Origin of the sequence: Stenotrophomonas sp. GD03930, assembly GCF_029839665.1 — a bacterium.
GTDB lineage: Bacteria > Pseudomonadota > Gammaproteobacteria > Xanthomonadales > Xanthomonadaceae > Stenotrophomonas > Stenotrophomonas forensis.
Genome location: NZ_JAOCAV010000001.1, coordinates 2,033,501 through 2,051,675, shown reverse-complemented (window position 1 = coordinate 2,051,675; position 18,175 = coordinate 2,033,501). Strand labels below are relative to the sequence as shown.

At 68.2% G+C, this 18,175-nt stretch carries 17 protein-coding genes; 12 read left to right on the top strand and 5 right to left on the bottom strand.

The window, feature by feature from the left end; translation table 11 throughout:
- The first annotated feature begins 23 nt into the window (after positions 1-23).
- Both N5C18_RS09245 and N5C18_RS09240 read left to right on the top strand, forming a co-directional pair.
- Positions 24-1,298, top strand: coding sequence for a YihY family inner membrane protein (locus N5C18_RS09245; RefSeq protein WP_004154462.1), 1,275 nt, complete (start codon positions 24-26; stop codon positions 1,296-1,298).
- A complete protein-coding gene (locus N5C18_RS09240) occupies positions 1,295-1,867 on the top strand; it encodes a TlpA disulfide reductase family protein (protein WP_279944347.1) in 573 nt (190 codons plus the stop codon). Before N5C18_RS09245 ends, N5C18_RS09240 begins: the two co-directional genes overlap by 4 nt.
- Before the next feature lie 541 nt (positions 1,868-2,408).
- Here N5C18_RS09240 and N5C18_RS09235 read toward each other — a convergent pair.
- Positions 2,409-3,137 (bottom strand): response regulator, encoded by a 729-nt coding sequence (locus N5C18_RS09235; RefSeq protein ID WP_040009454.1) that lies wholly within the window; start codon positions 3,135-3,137, stop codon positions 2,409-2,411.
- Between the two features lie 127 nt (positions 3,138-3,264).
- On the opposite strand from N5C18_RS09235, the gene rlmD reads away from it, so the two are divergent.
- The 9 genes from rlmD to N5C18_RS09190 all read left to right on the top strand — a co-directional run bounded on the left by rlmD (position 3,265) and on the right by N5C18_RS09190 (position 10,597).
- Positions 3,265-4,599: a 23S rRNA (uracil(1939)-C(5))-methyltransferase RlmD gene (rlmD, locus tag N5C18_RS09230; RefSeq protein WP_053450478.1), complete on the top strand. Its 1,335-nt coding sequence runs from the start codon at positions 3,265-3,267 to the stop codon at positions 4,597-4,599.
- Between the two features lie 33 nt (positions 4,600-4,632).
- Positions 4,633-5,118, top strand: a complete 486-nt coding sequence (locus N5C18_RS09225) for a CYTH domain-containing protein (RefSeq protein ID WP_053451361.1) — start codon at positions 4,633-4,635, stop codon at positions 5,116-5,118.
- 113 nt (positions 5,119-5,231) lie between these two features.
- Positions 5,232-5,927, top strand: coding sequence for a DsbA family oxidoreductase (locus N5C18_RS09220; RefSeq protein ID WP_053511586.1), 696 nt, complete (start codon positions 5,232-5,234; stop codon positions 5,925-5,927).
- Positions 5,928-6,090: 163 nt separating this feature from the next.
- Entirely contained in the window at positions 6,091-7,098 is a 1,008-nt protein-coding gene (gene nagZ, locus N5C18_RS09215) for a beta-N-acetylhexosaminidase (RefSeq protein ID WP_053450476.1), read from the top strand.
- Entirely contained in the window at positions 7,098-7,652 is a 555-nt protein-coding gene (locus tag N5C18_RS09210) for a hypoxanthine-guanine phosphoribosyltransferase (protein ID WP_006461210.1), read from the top strand. The genes nagZ and N5C18_RS09210 overlap by 1 nt, the downstream gene beginning before the upstream one ends.
- An 82-nt stretch (positions 7,653-7,734) precedes the next feature.
- The gene (locus N5C18_RS09205) at positions 7,735-8,481 is read left to right on the top strand and encodes an S-methyl-5'-thioinosine phosphorylase (protein WP_164242530.1); all 747 of its coding nucleotides are present in this window, start codon (positions 7,735-7,737) and stop codon (positions 8,479-8,481) included.
- A gap of 88 nt (positions 8,482-8,569) precedes the next feature.
- On the top strand, positions 8,570-8,776 hold the full coding sequence (locus tag N5C18_RS09200) for a cold-shock protein (protein ID WP_005410590.1): 207 nt from the start codon (positions 8,570-8,572) through the stop codon (positions 8,774-8,776).
- Between the two features lie 101 nt (positions 8,777-8,877).
- Positions 8,878-10,146 carry an NAD(P)/FAD-dependent oxidoreductase gene (locus N5C18_RS09195; protein ID WP_279944346.1) on the top strand — a complete coding sequence of 423 codons (1,269 nt, stop codon included), beginning with the start codon at positions 8,878-8,880 and terminating at the stop codon, positions 10,144-10,146.
- 181 nt (positions 10,147-10,327) lie between these two features.
- Positions 10,328-10,597, top strand: a complete 270-nt coding sequence (locus N5C18_RS09190) for a hypothetical protein (protein ID WP_040009460.1) — start codon at positions 10,328-10,330, stop codon at positions 10,595-10,597.
- A 1-nt stretch (position 10,598) separates the two neighbouring features.
- Here the strand turns inward: N5C18_RS09190 and pdeM are convergent, their stop codons facing one another.
- The 4 genes from pdeM to N5C18_RS09170 are packed head-to-tail and all read right to left on the bottom strand — an operon-like array spanning position 10,599 to position 16,288.
- Complete coding sequence (pdeM, locus tag N5C18_RS09185) at positions 10,599-11,240, bottom strand: ligase-associated DNA damage response endonuclease PdeM (protein WP_279944345.1); 642 nt, start codon at positions 11,238-11,240, stop codon at positions 10,599-10,601.
- Complete coding sequence (locus tag N5C18_RS09180; protein WP_279944344.1) at positions 11,230-13,689, bottom strand: ligase-associated DNA damage response DEXH box helicase; 2,460 nt, start codon at positions 13,687-13,689, stop codon at positions 11,230-11,232. The genes pdeM and N5C18_RS09180 overlap by 11 nt, the downstream gene beginning before the upstream one ends.
- Complete coding sequence (locus N5C18_RS09175; RefSeq protein ID WP_279944343.1) at positions 13,686-15,293, bottom strand: ATP-dependent DNA ligase; 1,608 nt, start codon at positions 15,291-15,293, stop codon at positions 13,686-13,688. Before N5C18_RS09175 ends, N5C18_RS09180 begins: the two co-directional genes overlap by 4 nt.
- Complete coding sequence (locus N5C18_RS09170) at positions 15,290-16,288, bottom strand: ligase-associated DNA damage response exonuclease (RefSeq protein WP_180880318.1); 999 nt, start codon at positions 16,286-16,288, stop codon at positions 15,290-15,292. The genes N5C18_RS09175 and N5C18_RS09170 overlap by 4 nt, the downstream gene beginning before the upstream one ends.
- Positions 16,289-16,401: 113 nt before the next feature.
- On the opposite strand from N5C18_RS09170, the gene N5C18_RS09165 reads away from it, so the two are divergent.
- A complete protein-coding gene (locus tag N5C18_RS09165; protein ID WP_279944342.1) occupies positions 16,402-18,039 on the top strand; it encodes an acyl-CoA dehydrogenase family protein in 1,638 nt (545 codons plus the stop codon).
- Positions 18,040-18,175 lie beyond the last annotated feature (136 nt).

Below are 18,175 nucleotides of genomic sequence, written 5' to 3'. Positions count from 1 at the left end.
CCGCATCGGGTACCCTTTCGCCGATGGAACCTTTGGATACGCTCAACCTGTGGATGGAGCGCGCGCGGGATCGCGCACGGGCCATCAGTTTCGGCCGCTTCCTGTGGCATCGCTTCCTCGACGACCGCCTGTTCCAGGCAGCGGCGGCGCTGGCGTACACCACGGTGTTCGCGCTGGTGCCGCTGGCGATCGTGGTGTTCGGCGTGCTCTCGGCCTTCCCTGTCTTCGACCGCTGGAGCGATCAGCTCAGCGATTACGTCTTCTCCAACTTCGTACCCAATGCCGCGCGTGCGGCCGAGGGCTACCTGCGCCAGTTCTCGGCCAGTGCCGGCCAGCTGACCGCGGCCGGTTTCATCGCGCTGGTGGTGTCGCTGCTGATCACCCTCAACAGTGTTGAAGAGACCTTCAACCAGATCTGGCGGGTCGGTTCGACCCGGCCCAAGCTGACCCGCTTCCTGGTCTACTGGACCGTGCTGACCCTGGGCGCGATGCTCGCCGCTGCTTCGCTGGCGGTATCGGCGCGGGTGTTCGCGATGCCGCTGTTCGGTACCCAGGAGGGCCGCTGGCTGGCTGAACTGGCACTGCGGCTGGCGCCGATCCTGATCGAGTTCGTGTGCATCACGCTGATGTTCCGGGTGGTGCCGCACCACACCGTGAAATGGCGGCACGCGGTGCCCGGCGCGATCCTGGCCGCGGTGATCCTGGAACTGGTGAAGTGGGGCATCGGCGCCTACCTGGGCAGCTTCCAGTCCTACCAGAAGCTGTATGGCACGGTCGCCTTCGTGCCGATCCTGCTGCTGTGGATCTACCTGTGCTGGGTGGCCGTGCTGCTGGGCGCGTCGTTGTCCTCGTCGATGGCTGCCTTCCGCTACCAGCCGGTGGAGCTGCGCCTGCCGCAGGGCTACGAGTTCTACGGCCTGCTGCGCCTGCTCGGTCGCTTCCACCATGCGCGCTTGAAGGGCAGGGGCCTGGCCGATGATGAAATCCTGCGGCTGGAGCCGATGCTGACGGACTCCCTGCTGCATGACCTGGCCTGCAACCTGCAGGAGATCGGTCTGCTGCGCCGCGACGAGCAAGGCGAGTGGCTGCTGTCGCGCGACCTGGACCAGGTCAGCCTGGCCGACCTGTACGAATGCACCCAGCTGCGCATCCCGGTAGCCGAGCAGCACCTGCCGTACCGCGACGACAGCCTGGGCCGGGCCGCCCTGGCGGCACTGGACGACCTGCGACTGCCCCTGCGCGAACGCCTCAAGCGCAAGGTCAGCGATATCTATACTGATTCCGGAGACACGCCATGACCCGCAAGACCCCGTTGCTGCTGCTCCCGCTGGCCCTGGCGCTGGCCCTTGCCGCCTGCAAGCCGGCGCAGGAACCGGCCCCGGCCAGCAGCCAGCCGCCGGCGCAGGCACCGGCACCGAGCACGCCCGCACCGGTCGAGGAGACCCCGGCCGAACGCACCACCGCCGAGTTCCCGACCCTCAAGATGAAGGCGGTGGATGGCAGCGAGTACGACCTGGCCGCGCATCGTGGCAAGTGGGTGGTGGTGAATTTCTGGGCGACCTGGTGCGCGCCGTGCCGCAAGGAAATGCCGGAGCTGTCGGCGCTGCATGCGATGCGCAGCAACATCGAAGTGGTTGGGCTGGCCTATGAGGACATCGAGGCGCCCGAGATGCAGGCGTTCCTGACCAAGCATCCGGTGACCTACCCGATCGTGATCGTGGATCCGTTCGATCCGCCGGCCGATTTCGCCACCCCGCGTGGGCTGCCGCTGACGCATCTGCTGGATCCGCAGGGCAAGCTGGCGCACAGCTTCCTTGGCCCGGTGACCGCCGCCGACATCGAAAAGCAGATCGCCGCTTCCAAGTAGCGGGTGGGCCGGCAGGGCCCGGGGCCCTGCACCCGTGGTAGTGCCGGCCGCTGGCCGGCAACCTCAACAGCAACAGCAGAAGCGGGTTTCCTGTGGGGAGGCGGGGTGGGTCCGGTTGCGGGAGACGCCGTAAACCCATCCATGGGGGCTTGGCCGCGGCATCCATGCCGCGGACACTCCCGCAACCGGACCCACCCCGCCTTCGACAGATTTCCGCAATCTGCAGTAGATCCACGCCATGCGTGGATGATTCTCCATCGGAATCGAATATTTCGAATTGGAATCGAAAAGCATCCACGCATGGCGTGGATCTACCGTGTCGACCAAGGTCGACACCTACCCACAGCCGCCGGAATCTGTCAGAGGTGGGGCGGTGTCGGAGTGCGGGGTGTCAGCCGCATGGATGCGGCTGCCAAGCCCCCATGGACGGGTTTACGGCGTCCCCGCACTCCGACACCGCCCCGCCATCCCTCGGATAGCCTGCTGTTGCTGTTGCTTTGGCCTCGGCAGGTGCAGGGCTGCAAGCCCTGCCGAACACCCCTCAGTGCAGCAGGGCAGCCACCGCCGCACGGAACCCGTCCTGGGCCTGCCCCGACTCGGGCGCATGATGCAGCTGGCGCACCGCCCGGCCCAGCCGTGCCGCACCCACGAAGCCGCAACTCGCCTGCAGCCGATGCAACTGGCTGCGCAGTTGCCGCTCGTCATGCTGGTGCACCGCCTGCTCGACCGCGTCGCGCACGCCGGGCAACTCGGCCAGGAACAGTTCTCGCAGCGCGATCAGGTGGTTGCGCTGGCCATTGAGTGCGGCCAGTGCCGCAGTCTCGTCCCAGTCCTGCACCTGCAGCTCGACCGCTGCCGGGGCCTGGGCCACGAAGATTCCCGCCGGACTGTTCACCAGGGCCCGGCGCACCGCCTTCAGCAGCTGGTCGCGGCCCAGCGGTTTGACCAGGGTGTCGCTGAAACCGGCTTCGCGCAGGCGGGCATGAATGGAGGTGTCGCCGTCGGCGGTATGCGCCAACGCCGGGGTATCGGGGTGTGAACGGCGCAGTTCGCGCAGCAGCTGCGCGCCATTGCCGTCAGGCAGATTGACGTCGATCAGCCACAGGTCATGCGCGCCGGGCTCGGCGCTGGCCAGCGCGCTGGCAAGTGAGTCTGCGGTGTCCACATCCGCTGGTAACGTTTCCAACGCCGCCTTGAAAAAACCGCGGCTGATGATGTCGTCCTCGACAAGCAGGAAGCGGGGCCGGCTGGTCCGCGGGGTCATCTGCATCAGGGCTGCCTCCATGTCAGCTGGTCCAATCATCAAGCACGACGGCGACGGGCGCAAGCGGGTGCGGACCCTGCCGGTCAGGATCTGCGACAATACGGCCCCATTTTTGCCCGCAGCCTGTCGCCACGTGGCCCGATCCCGCTCCCGCATCGACCGTACCCCGTTCCAGACCGAAATCCTCGACCTCAGCCATGATGGTCGCGGTGTCGCCCGCCGTGAAGGCGAGGGCGGCAAGGTCACCTTCATCAGCGGCGCCTTGCCGGGCGAGGTGGTGATGGCGGAACAGACCGCCCGCAGCCGCCATTTCGACGAGGCGCGCACGGTACAGGTGCTGCAGGCCTCGCCGCAGCGTGTCACCCCCAAATGCCCGCACTTCGGCACCTGCGCCGGCTGCGTGCTGCAGCATCTGGACGAAGACCAGCAGATCGTCGCCAAGCAGCGCGTGCTGATGGACAACCTCGAGCGCATCGGCCATGTGAAGCCGGGCACCGTGCTGGCGCCGCTGGTCGGCGAGAGCTGGGGCTACCGCCGCAAGGGCCGTTTCTCGGTGCGCCGGGTCGAGAAGAAGGACAAGACCCTGGTCGGTTTCCGTGAACAGGACCCGCGGTTCGTGGCCGACCTCGGCCAGTGCCTGACCGTGATTCCGGAGATCGGCACCAAGGTCGAGGCCCTGTCCACCTTCATCGAATCGCTCGATGGCAAGCGTGACATCCCGCAGATCGAATTCATCGCTGGCGACCAGGCCGTGGTCCTGACCGTGCGGCACCTGCAGCCGCTCAGCGATGCCGACCGCGCCGCCTGGGCCGCCTTCGGCCAGCAGCATGGTTTTGTGATCTACCTGCAGTCCGGCGGCGTGGACACCGTGCAGCCGCTGGACGGGCAGGGCGTGCCGCTGTCGTTCCGGCTGGCACCGTGGGATGTCGAGCTGGCATTCCGCCCGCTGGACTTCATCCAGGTCAATGCCAAGCTCAACGAGAAGATGATCGCCCACGCCCTGGACCTGCTGGAACCGGGTGAGGACGAGCGCGTGCTGGACCTGTTCTGCGGCCTCGGCAACTTCACCCTGCCACTGGCCCGCCGCGTGCGCGAAGTGGTCGGCGTGGAAGGCGATGCCGGCCTGGTCGCGCGTGCCCGCGAGAATGCCGAGCGCAACGGCCTGGCCAACGCGCAGTTCTTCAGTGCCGACCTGACCCAGGACCAGCGCAGCACCGCGTGGATGCGCCAAGGCTTCGACAAGCTGCTGCTCGACCCGCCGCGTTCGGGTGCGATCGAAGTGCTGCAGCAGCTGCCGCTGAAGCAGTTCAAGCGCATCGTCTACGTCAGCTGCCACCCGGGCTCGCTGGCGCGTGACGCCGGCTACCTGGTCAACGAACAGGGCTTCACCCTGGTCAGCGCCGGTGCCATGGACATGTTCCCGCACACCGCACACGTGGAAAGCATCGCGGTGTTCGAGAAGCGCTGACGGGCTGTCATGCCCATCGCGCATAATGGCGCGATGGGCATCGAAATCGAACGCAAATTCCTCGTCAGCAGCGATGGCTGGCGCACCGCCGCGCACCGGGTGATCCCGATGGCGCAGGGCTACATCAACGACATGGGCGCACTCGATCGCGGCACCCAGAACGCTTCGGTGCGCGTGCGTATCGAGGGCGACCACGCTGCGCTGAACCTGAAGTCGCGCACCATCGGCCATACCCGGCAGGAGTTCGACTACCCGATCCCGGTGGAGGACGCGCGCGCGCTGCTTGCACTGTGCGTAGGCGGGCTGATCGACAAGCGTCGCCATCTGGTGGACCACGCCGGGCTGACCTGGGAAGTGGACGAGTTCCTCGGCGACAACGCCGGCCTGGTCGTGGCCGAGGTCGAGCTGGACAGCGCCGACCAGGTCATCGACCTGCCGGACTGGGTGGGTGCCGAAGTAACCGATGACGCCCGCTACTACAACGTCGCCCTCGCCAGTCACCCCTATTCACAGTGGTGAACCCCTAAAAAGGGGACGGAGGGGATCAAGTCGTCTTTACCCCGCCTGTGCGGAAAGCGGCTTGATCCCCTCCGTCCCCTTTTTTCGAAGGCCGCGGCCCCCATGTGGTGGGCATGAGAATCGACATCTACTCCGACGTGGTCTGCCCCTGGTGCTGGATCGGCAAGCATCGTTTCCAGCAGGGCGTGCAGTTGCTGGGCGCCGATGCGCCTGAACTCGACATGCACTGGCAGCCGTTCCAGCTGGACCCGGACGCGGACGCAAAGCCGGTGCCGCTGCGCGAGGCCTATGTGCGCAAGTTCGGCGGTGTCGAGCGCACCGAGCAGATCCTCAACCAGACCCAGACCACGGCGCGCGCCGAAGGCCTGCCGATGGACTTCAGCCAGGGCCAGGTGCGGGTGACCACGCTGCCGGCCCACCGGGTGCTGTGGCTGGCCGGCCAGCATGGGGTGCAGGACGCGGTGGGCGAGGCGTTGTTCCGCGCCCATTTCGAGCTGGGCCAGAACCTGGCTGACAGCTCAGTACTGGTCAAGGCTGGCGTAGCCGGTGGCCTCGACGCGGGCGAGATCACCCAGATGCTGGCCTCCGACCGCGGCCTGGCGGAGGTCGAGGCAAAGCTGCAGGAAGCCCATGCACTGGGCATCTCCTCGGTGCCGACCTTCGTCATCGACGGCCGCTGGGCCATTTCAGGCGCCCAGCCGCCGGAGGCGTTCGCCAACGCGCTGCGCCAGATCGCGGCCGAGCAGGGCACATCCGCGTCCCCGGCAGAGGGCGACGAGGCCTGCGGCCCGGACGGCTGCAAGGTCTGACCAGCCCCGAAAAGGGGACGGAGGGGATTAAGTCGTTTCCAGCTCGTGAGGGCCGATTGCGGCTTAATCCCCTCCGTCCCCTTTTCGCGACCACTGCGCCTGTCGGCCGGTTCTGCGACAATGCGGCACTGCGCCATGCGGGCGCGCGTTGTGGAGATCGACCATGCTGCTGATCGGCGTTGCCGGCACCGAACTGACCGCCCAGGAACGTGACTGGCTGCAGCACGATGCCGTGGCCGGGGTGGTGCTGTTCAAGCGCAACTTTGCCTCGCGCCAGCAGGTGACCGATCTGAGCGCGGCGATCCGCGCCGCCGCCCCGCGCCCGCAGCTGATCTGCGTCGACCAGGAAGGCGGCCGCGTGCAGCGTTTCCGTGAAGGCTACAGCGAGCTGCCGCCGCTGCAGGAGATCGGGGCGCTGTACGCGACCGATCCGCAGCGGGCGCTGGCGCTGGCCGAGCAGCACGCCTGGCTGATGGCCAGCGAGGTGCGCGCCAGCGGTGTGGACCTCAGCTTCGCGCCGGTGGTCGACCTCGGCCGTGGCAACCGCGCCATCGGCAACCGCGCCTTCAGTGAAGACCCGCAGGTGGTGGCCGCGTTCACCGCCGCCTACGTGCGTGGCATGCACGCCGTTGGCATGGCGGCCACGCTCAAGCATTTCCCCGGCCACGGCACGGTGCTGGAAGACACCCACGTGGACACCGCGATCGACCCGCGCGCGCTGGACGAGCTGCGTGCGCAGGACCTGGTGCCGTTCCAGGCCGGCATCGCCGCCGGTGCCGATGCGGTGATGATGGCGCACGTGATCTATCCGCAGGTGGCACCGGAACCGGCCGGCTATTCGCCGCGCTGGATCCAGGACATCCTGCGCGGCGAGCTCGGCTTCCGTGGCGTGGTGTTCTCCGACGACATCGGCATGGCCGCCTCGCACAGTGCCGGCGGCGTGCCGGCGCGCGTGCATGCACACCTGGATGCCGGTTGCGACGTGGTGCTGGTCTGCCACCCGGAACTGGTCGATGAAGCCCTGCACGCCGTGCAGGGACGCTCCCTCAATACTGCTGCGCTGCTGGGGCTGCTTGGCCGCGGCGCGCTCGGCTGGGACGGCCTGCTGGCCGATGCCCGCCATGGCGACACCCAATCCCGTCTGCTTGAAACCCTTGGAAGAACCGTCTGATGCCCAACCTCACCATTTCCCAGGCCCTGGCCCAGGCTGACCTGCTGGTCGACCGCCCCACCATCGACAAGGCCATCGCTGGTATCGCCGACGCCATCGCGCGCGATTACAAGGGCGAGGTGCCGCTGTTCCTGTCGATCATGCACGGCGCGCTGCCGTTCGCCGGCCAGCTGGCGCTGGAACTGGGCGCGCGCGGCCAGGACGTGCAGTTCGATTACCTGCACGCCACCCGCTACCGCGGTGAAACCACCGGCGGCGACCTGGTCTGGAAGCACAAGCCGGCCACCTCGCTGTTCGGCCGCCGCGTGCTGCTGATCGACGACATCCTCGACGAGGGCTACACCCTGCAGGGCGTGCGCACCTGGTGCCTGGAGCAGGGCGCGACCGACGTGCGCATCGCTGCGATGACAGTGAAGAAGCACGACCGCGCGCTGCCGGACGTGGTCGCCGACTACGCCGGCATCGAACTGCCGGACCGCTATGTGTTCGGCTTCGGCATGGACGTCAACGAAACCCTGCGCTGCGTGCCGGCCATCTACGCGATGAAGGAATAACGGCGCCGCCGCCCGCGGCGCGTGTTCTTCTGCCGCCGGCATCCTCGGGTGCCGGCGTTTGTCTTTTCATGGAGTGCTTCGAATGCAACAGATCGCCCTGGCCGTGATCGGCGGTACCGGTGTCTACAACCTGGCCAAGCTTGACGACGTGCAGACCCACGAGGTCGACACCCGCTTCGGCCGCCCCTCCGGCCCGGTGCGCGTGGGGACACTGCTCGGCCATCGCGTGGCGTTCCTGGCACGGCACGGTGAAGGCCACTCGCTGCCGCCGCACAAGATCAACTACCGCGCCAACCTGGCGGCGCTGCAGCAGCTGGGCGCGCAGCGGGTGCTGGCATTGAACACGGTTGGTGGCATCACCGAACACTTTGGTCCGCGCGTGCTGGCCTGCCCGGACCAGATCATTGACTACACCTGGGGCCGCATCAGCACCGTCTGTGAAGAAGAAGGCACCGACGTGGTCCACGTCGATTTCGGCCATCCGTACACGCCGATGCTGCGCAGCAAGATCCTGGCCTCCGCGAAAGTGACCGGTGTCACGGTCCATGACGGTGGCTGCTACGGCGCTACGCAGGGCCCGCGCCTGGAAACCATCGCCGAAATCGCCCGCATGCGCCGTGATGGCTGCGACCTGGTGGGCATGACCGGCATGCCGGAAGCCGCGCTGGCACGGGAGCTGGGGCTGGATTACGCCTGCCTGGCCATCATCGCCAACTGGGCCGCCGGCTGTGGAGATGGCGAGGAGATTACGATGGCCGAAGTGCTGGCCAACGTGCAGGCGGCCAGCAACGGACTTCCGGAACTGGTGGGCGAATTGGCACGGGGGTGATTGTCTTCCCCGAGCAAGCTTTGCATACTCAGCTTGTGCGCGGGTTCAGCGTACACCACCCATTCATTGCATAAGGTCTCGCATCACCATGCCGAACGGTACCGTCAAGTGGTTCAACGACGCCAAGGGATTTGGCTTCATCTCGCCGGAGGATGGCAGCGCCGACGTGTTCGCGCACTTCTCCGCCATCAACTCCAAGGGCTTCCGCAGCCTGCAGGAAGGCCAGCGTGTCACCTATGACGTGACCCAGGGCCCGAAGGGTGCCCAGGCTTCGAACATCACGCCGGCCGAGTGATCCACTCGACAGTGCGTTGAAAACCCCGCTTCGGCGGGGTTTTTTTTGTGCAGCCGTCCGCATTCCGGTCGTCATCTGCCGGCCTCGGGCACAATGCAGGCATGAAGGAACGACTGCGCATCGCCGTGATTGGCTACGGCACCGCTGGACAGGCCTTGTCCATCCTGCTCACCCGTGATGGTCATGAGGTGGACATTTTCGAGCGCGTGCCCACGCCGGGGCCGGTCGGCGCAGGCTTCCTGCTGCAGCCCAGTGGCCTGCAGGTGCTGTGGCAGATGGGCCTGCTCGACGCCGTGCGCGCGCATGCCGCACCCGTACACCGCCTGTACGGCGATACGCCGTGCGAGCGCGCGGTGATGGACATGCGCTACGACGGCCTGGACGCGCGCCTGCATGGGCTGGGCATGCAGCGCGGCGCGTTGTTCTCGCTGCTGGATGAAGCGCGGGACGGCGCAGGGCAATTGCATGCCGGCATCACGATTACCGGAGTGGATGCCGAACAGGGCCGCCTGCGCGACGGCGAAGGCCGCACGCATGGCCCGTTCGACCTGGTGGTGGCTGCGGATGGCGCAGCGTCGACGCTGCGCAGCACCATTGCCACGGGTGCCGGGCTGGATCGCGTGTATACGTGGGGCGCGCTGTGGTGCCTGCTGCCGGCCGAAGACTGGCCACACGTGCAGGAGTTGCGCCAGCGCTACGTGGCCGCGCGCAAGATGATCGGTCTGCTGCCGGTGGGAACCTGTCCGGGTGACGACACGCCGCGCCTGAGCTTCTTCTGGAGCCTGCCGCGTACCGATTTCGAGCGCTGGCAGAACGATGGCATGCCGTCCTGGCTGGAGGAACTGCACACGCTGTGGCCGCAGGCCGCTGCGCGCTTCGCCCACCTGCGTGATGCCGGCCAACTGGCGCGCGCGGTCTATCGCGATGCGGTGATGTCGCGCTGGCACCAGGGGCGCCTGGTGCTGGCCGGTGATGCTGCGCACGCGATGAGTCCGCAGCTGGGGCAGGGCGTGAACATGGCGCTGCTCGATGCGCTGGCGCTGCGCGATGCGGTGCGCATCCATGGTGGTGGCACGGCCGCGCTGCAGGCCTACCAGGCGCAGCGGCGCGCGCATGTGGCGGTGTACCAGCGCTGGAGTCGATGGCTGACGCCGTTGTTCCAGTCCGACCGCGATGGCTGGGCGAAGGCGCGTGATGTGCTGCTCGGTCCGATGGGGCGCCTGCCCGGCGGTCGCAGCCACATGCTGCGCGTGCTGAGCGGCACGCAGCATGGCTGGTTCGGTTCGCTCGCGCTGGAACCTGCCTTCATCGAGGCGCTGGGCAGCGCAACCGAAACGCCTCGCACTGCCGCTGCAATCGCAGGCGTGTGAAGCAGGCCGTCACGTGAATTAACGGTTGCCTCACCGTGGTTGTGCGACAAGAGGGGAGCACGCGACAGCCGCGTCGCCCGTTTTCCTTTCCGTGATCAACATCGCGCGTGGCCCGGGCGCCGCCGCCGTTGCGGCCTGCTGCGGCCCGGACGTGCCGCCGGATGTTGAAGAGGAGGACGCCATGTTGTTCGCGGTCGAAGAGCTGGAATCGGAAATCTGCAAGCTGCGCGGTCTGTTGCAGATGCTGCACGAGGACCAGCCCGACGTACTGGAGGACGTGTTCGAGTTCCATGTCGGCAGCCTGATCAGCCATGCATCACCCGAACACCACGCACGCATCCGTGCCTGCGCGCAGGAGATGCTGGCGGCGATCCAGGCCCTGCCGCGACGACGTGACGATGACACGGCGGATTTCCGCCTGATGCCGGCGCTGGGCCTGCGCCCGGCCTGATTCAGCGCGCGGGCAGCTGCACCAGGCCGCCGTCGACGCAGGCGATCATCCGTTCGCCGCGGATGGGCACAGGCACGATGCCAGCGGTGAATGCGGAGAACGCGGGCAGGATCGTCATCCGCTCGCGCAGCCAGAATGCGGGAAAGCGCCGCCGCAACGAGGGCAGTGCGACCTGCGGGTGAAGATGCCCTGCGATCACGTGCATTGCTGCGTCCGGTACCGGCTCATGGCGAAGCAGGAACGGCGCCAGCCCGATCTCATCGTGGATCTGTACCTGCAGCTGCGCGTGCGGCAGCTGCCGATCGTGATTGCCACGCAGTACGTGCACGTCCAGCCCGGCATTGCGTTCGCGCCAGCCCAGCCATTGCTGGTACCAGGCCGCGCGATGCGCGGGCCCATGCAGGATGTCGCCGAGGATCCACAGTTCGCGGCAGGCGCGCGTGTCCAGCAGTGACTGCAGGCGTTGCAGGTCTTCGGCGGTGCCGCCGCGGGGCAGGGCGATGCCGGCACGACGGAATACGTCGGCCTTTCCCAGGTGCAGGTCGGCGATCAGCAGCGCCTGCCGCGCCGGCCAGTACAGCGCACGCGCGCCGATCAGGACCATGGCTTCACCGGCAAGCTGCACGGGCAGTTCATCGGCCATGGCGGCGTTCCAGTCGCTGTGCCGCGCGCTGAACGCGTGTGCGCCAGTCTTCGTTGCTGAACTGCCCGCGCAGACGCTCGGCCCACAAGGGGAAGCCCAGTGGCGTGAGCGACGCCGGACGCTGCACCGACAGCGCCTGCGTACTGATGCGTGCCAGCACCTGCTGCAGGCCAGGCAGGTCCAGGCTGTCATGCAGCACTTCGTGTTCGGCCAGCGCCAGCAGCAGATGGTCTGGATCGTGTTCGCGAAGCACGTCGTACAGCAGGCCCGCCGAGGCCTGCAGCTGGCGAAGCGAACGCGGCATGCCGCCGGGCAGGCTGGGCACCAGCAGGCCCGCCACGCGCGCGATGCCGCGGAACTGGCGGCGTGCCAGCTCGCCCAGGTTCACCGCTGCACGCAGGTCGTCCAGCAACCGATCACCGGTGAACAGCATGCGCCACTGCGCTGTGTCCAGATCGATGGCCTGCGCCGGTGCCAGCACCAGGCCATGGTCGTTCACCGCATAGCCGATGCTGTTGCGCTGCATGCGCGTGCAACGCAGCGCCAACAGCGCCGCCAGTGCCTCGTGCACGTGACGGCCGGCAAAGGGATAGACGAACAGGAACTGGCCGTCGCGGCGGCGTACGTCCTCCACCAGCAGATGATCGGGCGCGGGCCGCGCCGACATGCGTTGCTGCAGGGCCAGCAGCGGAGCCAGCCATCGTGATTCAGCGCTGTCATCGGCGCCGGACAGGACCGACTCCAGTTCGCGGCCAAGCGCCATCGACAGTGGCAACTGGCCGCCCTGCCAGCGCGGCACGACACCGTCACCGCGCCCGCGTGCCAATCGCACGAAGGCGGTCATGTCGCGCAGCTGCACCAGCTCCAGCAGGCGTCCGGCGAACTGGAAGCGATCACCGCGGCGCAGGCGGCTGGCGAACTGTTCCTCGACCGCGCCCAGGCCACCGCCGCGCAGGAACTGCACGCGTACGCTGCCATCGCTGCTGATGGTGCCGATCGAGAGCCGATGACGCAGCGCCTGGCGACGGTCGTGCATGCGATAGCAACCGTTGTCATCGCGCACCACCTTGTGGAAGTCGGGGTACTGGGCCAGGGCCTGGCCGCCCTGCACGATGAACGTCAGCACGGCCTGCCACTGTTCTTCACCGAGCGTGGCAAAGGCATGGGTACGGCGTACCTGCGCCAGCAACGCGTCGCTGTGGAATCCACCGGCCAACGCGCGGCTGACCGCATGCTGGGCCAGCACATCCAGCGACAGTGTCGGTGGCCTGCGCGCCTCGACCACGCCCTCGGCCAGTGCACGGCGCACGGCGGCGTACTCGGCCAGCTCCAGCGCGTGGCTGGGTATGCAGAGGATGGCGCCGCCGGCTCCGGGTCGATGGCGTGCGCGCCCGGCGCGTTGGCGCAGGCGTGCCACCCCCTTCGGGCTGCCCAGCTGCAGCACCTGTTCAACCTCGGGGAAGTCCACGCCCAGGTCGAGGCTGGAGGTCGCGACCACGCAACGCAACGTGCCCGCACGCAGGCCATCTTCCACCTGCTGGCGCAGCGCTGGATCCAGCGAGCCATGATGCAGTGCCAGCGTATCCGGGTCTTCCGGCCAGACTGCCGCCAGCGCCTGATGCCACAGTTCGGCCTGCGCGCGGGTGTTGGTGAACAGCAGGCTGCTGCGCGCCTGCATCAGCGCTTCCAGTACGCGCGGCAGCTGCGCCAGGCCGAGATGCCCGGCCCACGGGAAGCGCTCGCCGGGCTCGGGCAGCAGGCTGCGCACACTGATTGCGCGCGGGCGTACGCCCTGCACGATCGGTGCATCCGGCTGCCCAGGCAGCAGCACGTCGCGTGCCTCCTGCAGATTGCCCAGCGTGGCCGACAGCCCCCACAGCTGCAGCGCAGGCGCGGCCTCGCGCAGCACGGCCAGGTTCAGCTGCAGCAGGACGCCCCGCTTGTTGCCCAGCAGTTCGTGCCACTCATCCACCACCACGCAGCGCAGCTGGCGCATCCGCGGCAGGGTATCCGGATAGCTCAGCAGCAGTGCCAATGATTCCGGCGTGGTCACCAGCACGTCGACGCGGCCCTCGCGCGCCTGTCGCCGCTCGCGGTTGCTGGCATCACCGCTGCGCAGGCCCACCCGCCATCCCAGGCCGAGCCCGTCGACCACCGCCTGAAGGGCGCGCGCGGTGTCGCTGGCCAGCGCGCGCAACGGCGTCACCCACAGCACCTGCAACGGACGCACCGCACTGGCGCGGCGGGGTGATACCGGTGGGTCGATCATCGCCTGCAGCAGCGGCCCACCGAACATGGCCAGCGTCTTGCCGCTGCCGGTGGGCGTGTGCAGCACGCCCGATTCACCGGCCAGGTAGTGCCGCCACATCGCGCGCTGGAACGGCAACGAGCGCCAGCCGCGGGCCGCGAACCAGTCCTCCAGCCGACGCAGCGCCTGGCTGCGGGTCATCGCGCCAGCGCCTGCAGCGTGGCCAGCTGATCAGCCTCGCTGGCCGGCTTGTCGTGGCGCCAGCGCAGGATGCGCGGAAAGCGCACGGCAACGCCCGACTTGTGCCGTGAACTCTGGTTGACCGCTTCGAAGCCCAGCTCGAAGACCTGTTCGGCGCGCACGCTGCGTACGGGTCCGAAGCGCTCGCGGGTGTTGGCGCGGATCCAGCGATCGAGTGCCAGGATTTCCTTGTCGTCCAGGCCCGAATAGGCCTTCGCCACCGGCACCAGGGTGTCGCCAACCCAGACCCCGAACGTGTAGTCGGTGTACAGCGTGCTGCGGCGGCCGTGCCCGGCCTGCGCATACAGCAGCACGGCATCGATCGTGAGCGGATCGACTTTCCATTTCCACCAGTCGCCGCGGCGTCGCCCGGCCTGGTAGGGCGAGGCGCGCCGTTTCAGCATCAATCCTTCCACGCCGCGTTCGCGCGCCAGCTCGCGCATCGCGGCGGCATGCGCCCAATCAACGGCGGCCACCTCGGGCGACAGCTGGATGCGGGTGTCGCCCAGCCTGCCGATGACCTCTGCCAGCCGCAGGCGTCGCTGCTGCAACGGCAACGCGCGCAGATCCTCACCGTCGAGTTCAAGCAGGTCATAGGCGAGCACGCGCACCGGCGTGTTGCGCAGCGTGGCAGCGCCGGGCTTGCGACGCTGGATGCGGGTCTGCAGCGCAGTGAAGGCGCGCGGCAGCTCGCCACTCTCGTCCCAGGCCAGCAGCTCGCCGTCCAGTACGCACCCATCGGGCAGTGCCAACGCGGCCTGTTCGATCTCCGGGAAGCGACCATCCAGCCGCTCCTCGCCGCGTGACCACAGGGCTGTTTCGCCGCGCCGCCGCAGCAGCTGCAGGCGGATGCCGTCCCATTTCCATTCCAGCATCCAGTCGTCGATCGGGCCGAGGCGTTCTTCCGGTTCGCCTTCCAGGGGCGAGGCGAGGAAGAACGGGTAGGGCTGCTGCCGGTCCAGGGGCAGCTCGTCCGGTGACAGCAGCTGGCCCAGCAGCCCGGGTGAGGGGACCCATTCGCCGAGCATGCGCTGGGCAATGCGTGCGATGTCCAGGCCCGACCATTCGGCCAGCGCCTGCTGCACCAGTCGCTGCGAAACACCGACACGCAGGGCGCCGGTCAGCAGCTTGTTGAACACCAGCCGTTCGCTGCTGCACAGCTGCTGCCAACCGGCAACGACTGCTGCGCGGCGTACCGGCTCGTCCTGGTTGGCCACGGCCAGCAGGTGCTGTTCGATCCATTCGGCGAGGGGCCGGTCGGCAGCCGGTTGCGCCGGATCATCCAGCAGCAGGGTGAGCGTTTCGGCCAGGTCACCGACCTGCGCATAGCTGTCTTCGACCAGCCACGGTGGCAGACCCGATTGTTCGGCAATCCAGGCGCGCAGTTCGCCGCTTGCCGCGATCTTCCTGCGCGCGCCGCCGACCTTGCCGCCACTGAGCAGGTACAGTGCCCATGCCGCATCATGCGCACGTGCCTGGCGGAAGTAATCGACCAGCGCCGCACGCTTGTCCAGCGTAGCGGTGCTGCGGTCCAACCGCTGGTAGAGCGCGGCGAAGGCTTTCATTCCTCGCTCCCGAAGTCGGTACGGAAAGCTTCAGCAGCGACCCCGCGTTCGCGCAGGAAGGGGATCAGCGCGTCGGTGTTGCCATGGGTGGCGATCACCCGCTGCGCGCCGGTCTGTTCGATGGTCTGCAGCAGCGCAGGCCAATCGGCATGGTCGGAAATGACGAAACCACGATCGACATTGCGCCGGCGCCGATTGCCGCGCAGCTGCATCCAGCCGGACGCGAAGCCCAGCTGATGGCGGCCGAAGCGACGCATCCACGGCGTGCCCGCGGCCGAGGGTGGCGCGAGGATCAACTGGCCGGCTGCATCCGGCTGGCGCCCCTGCTCAGCGACGGTGTGCGTCTCCAGCATCGGTACGCCGGCCTGCCGGTAGACCGCTACGCCATTGGCGATGGCGCCATGCAGCCAGGCCGGACGATCGTCCAGCGGCAACAGTTCGGCCAGTACCCGCTGTGCCTTGCCCAGTGCGTAGCACAGCAGGATCGCGGCCTCGCCACGCTGTTCGCATTCGCGGCGCCACGCCACGATCCCGGCAGCCACTGCCGGCGTGTCCGGCCAACGGTAGATCGGCAGCGCGAAGGTGGCTTCGGTGATGAAGGTATCGCAGGGCACGACCTCGAACGGCGTGCAGGTTGGATCAGGCTGGCGCTTGTAGTCGCCGGACGCCACCCAGACCTGCTGCCCGTCATCGATACGGACCTGCGATGAACCCAGCACATGCCCGGCCGGATGCAGCGATACCTGTACCCGCCCCAGCCGGAACGGCACGCCCTCGGCATGCGCCTGCACCGGCACGTCACCCAGGCGCCAGCGCAGGATCGGCAGGCTGCCTTCGCTGCAGTGGTACTCGCCCATGCCCGGGCGCGCGTGATCGCCATGGCCATGGGTGATGACCGCACGTGGCACCGGGCGCCAGGGATCGATGTGGAAGTCACCGGCGGCGCAGTACAGCCCCTCCGGGCGCAGGACCACCAGATCGTCGTTGCCTGTCATGCGGTCACTGTGGCCGCTGCCTCGTGCACGGGGTGAGAACCGGCCTGAACGCGGGCTTGGCAGGTGATGCGGCACAATCGAGCCGCACACTTCTTGCCGCCAGGATGGACCGGATGAGTGGACCGAGCTTCAGCAGCAGCGCGCCCTTCGAAACCCATGTGGTGCTGAACCAGCCGCCACCGTTCGCCGGCCGTCATCTGTGGACCGATGACGTGGCATTGATGGAGGCGGTGCAGCGGGAGGGTGCGGGCAGCTTCGCACCGCGCCTGGCGGTGTACGGCGCGCTGGCCGGTGACGAACTGTACCGGCTCGGCTTCGATGCCAACCGTGATCGGCCACGACTGCGTACGCATGATGCGCAGGGCCATCGCATCGATACCGTGGAGTTTCATCCGGCCTATCACCAGCTGATGGGCACGGCCAAGCAGCATGGCGTGGCTGGACTGTCGTGGCACGAGCCGCAGCCCGGTGCGCATGTCGCGCGCGCGGCCCTGAGCTACCTGCATCACCAGGCCGAGGCGGGCACCAGCTGCCCGTTGACCATGACCCACGCCGCGGTGGCGGTACTGGATCCGCACCCGCATCTGGCCGAGTGGGCGCGCAAGGCTGCTGCGCCGGTCTACGACCCACGCGACGTGCCGGTGGCGGACAAGGCCGGCATCACCCTGGGCATGGGCATGACCGAGAAGCAGGGCGGCTCGGACGTACGGGCCAACAGTACCCGCGCCGAACCGATCGATGGCGAGCGCTACCGCCTGGTCGGCCACAAGTGGTTCTTCTCTGCGCCCATGTGCGATGGCTTCCTGGTGCTGGCGCAGGCGCCAGGTGGACTGACCTGCCTGCTGATGCCGCGCCGGCTGGCCGATGGCGACCGCAACGCGTTCCGGCTGATGCGGCTGAAGGACAAGCTGGGTGACTGGGCCAATGCGTCCAGCGAAGTCGAGTTCTGCGGCGCACAGGCATGGCGCGTGGGCGAGGAGGGGCGCGGTGTGGCCACCATCATCGGCATGGTGATGATGACCCGCCTGGATTGCATGCTGGGTGCGGCAGCGGAGATGCGCATGGCATTGGCACAGGCGCTGCACCATGCGCGCCACCGGCGTACCTTCGGCACGCTGCTGGTCGATCACCCGCTGATGGCCAACGTGCTGGCCGATCTGGCGCTGGAGTCGGAAGCGGCCACGGTGTTGTCGATGCGTATCGCGCGCGCGGTGGATCGTGCCGGCGTGGATGGCAACGAAGCGGCGCTGGCGCGGCTGGGGACGGCCCTGGGCAAGTACTGGATCTGCAAGCGTGCCGCGGCGTTCGTCAATGAAGCACAGGAATGCCTGGGCGGCGCCGGCTACGTGGAGGAATCGATGCTGCCGCGGCTGTACCGACAGGCACCGTTGAATTCGATCTGGGAGGGCAGCGGCAACATCCAGTGCCTGGACGTGCTGCGCGCGCTGGCACGTGAGCCCGAGGCGATGGTGGCGCTGCGCGGTGAACTGGCCGCGGTGGCCGATCGTGATGCGCGCTATGCGGCCGCACTGCAGCGCTGGGCGGCGGCACCGCCGCCGGAAGAATCGCAGGCGCGGATGTTCTGCGAGCGCACAGCGCTGCTGCTGCAGGCGGCGCTGCTGTTGCGTGCGCGCAGTCCGATGGCCGAGGCATTCGTGCGTAGTCGTTTGCAAGGGGAGCACGGGCTGGCGTTCGGGACGCTGCCGGCGGGGCTGGATGTGTCGGGGATGCTGGCGCGCGCGTTGCCGTAGGCGGCGGCCAACGGCCGAGCCCCTCGTGGCGGGCGGCGCGGAGTCTGCGTCGTGAGCGGGCCGCGCGGGTGGGTTGCGCAGGGGGCGCTGCAAGTACGTCCATGTAAGCTCGGTCGCCGCATCCATGCGGCTCACG

What these genes read in the sequence shown, in the direction of transcription:
- N5C18_RS09245 (WP_004154462.1), top strand. Translation starts at nt 24, where the DNA reads ATGGAACCTTTGGATACGCTCAACCTGTGGATGGAGCGCGCGCGGGAT.
- N5C18_RS09240 (WP_279944347.1), top strand. Translation starts at nt 1,295, where the DNA reads ATGACCCGCAAGACCCCGTTGCTGCTGCTCCCGCTGGCCCTGGCGCTG.
- N5C18_RS09235 (WP_040009454.1), bottom strand. Translation starts at nt 3,137, where the DNA reads ATGCAGATGACCCCGCGGACCAGCCGGCCCCGCTTCCTGCTTGTCGAG.
- N5C18_RS09225 (WP_053451361.1), top strand. Translation starts at nt 4,633, where the DNA reads ATGGGCATCGAAATCGAACGCAAATTCCTCGTCAGCAGCGATGGCTGG.
- N5C18_RS09220 (WP_053511586.1), top strand. Translation starts at nt 5,232, where the DNA reads ATGAGAATCGACATCTACTCCGACGTGGTCTGCCCCTGGTGCTGGATC.
- nagZ (WP_053450476.1), top strand. Translation starts at nt 6,091, where the DNA reads ATGCTGCTGATCGGCGTTGCCGGCACCGAACTGACCGCCCAGGAACGT.
- N5C18_RS09210 (WP_006461210.1), top strand. Translation starts at nt 7,098, where the DNA reads ATGCCCAACCTCACCATTTCCCAGGCCCTGGCCCAGGCTGACCTGCTG.
- N5C18_RS09205 (WP_164242530.1), top strand. Translation starts at nt 7,735, where the DNA reads ATGCAACAGATCGCCCTGGCCGTGATCGGCGGTACCGGTGTCTACAAC.
- N5C18_RS09200 (WP_005410590.1), top strand. Translation starts at nt 8,570, where the DNA reads ATGCCGAACGGTACCGTCAAGTGGTTCAACGACGCCAAGGGATTTGGC.
- N5C18_RS09195 (WP_279944346.1), top strand. Translation starts at nt 8,878, where the DNA reads ATGAAGGAACGACTGCGCATCGCCGTGATTGGCTACGGCACCGCTGGA.
- N5C18_RS09190 (WP_040009460.1), top strand. Translation starts at nt 10,328, where the DNA reads ATGTTGTTCGCGGTCGAAGAGCTGGAATCGGAAATCTGCAAGCTGCGC.
- pdeM (WP_279944345.1), bottom strand. Translation starts at nt 11,240, where the DNA reads ATGGCCGATGAACTGCCCGTGCAGCTTGCCGGTGAAGCCATGGTCCTG.
- N5C18_RS09180 (WP_279944344.1), bottom strand. Translation starts at nt 13,689, where the DNA reads ATGACCCGCAGCCAGGCGCTGCGTCGGCTGGAGGACTGGTTCGCGGCC.
- N5C18_RS09175 (WP_279944343.1), bottom strand. Translation starts at nt 15,293, where the DNA reads ATGAAAGCCTTCGCCGCGCTCTACCAGCGGTTGGACCGCAGCACCGCT.
- N5C18_RS09170 (WP_180880318.1), bottom strand. Translation starts at nt 16,288, where the DNA reads ATGACAGGCAACGACGATCTGGTGGTCCTGCGCCCGGAGGGGCTGTAC.
- N5C18_RS09165 (WP_279944342.1), top strand. Translation starts at nt 16,402, where the DNA reads ATGAGTGGACCGAGCTTCAGCAGCAGCGCGCCCTTCGAAACCCATGTG.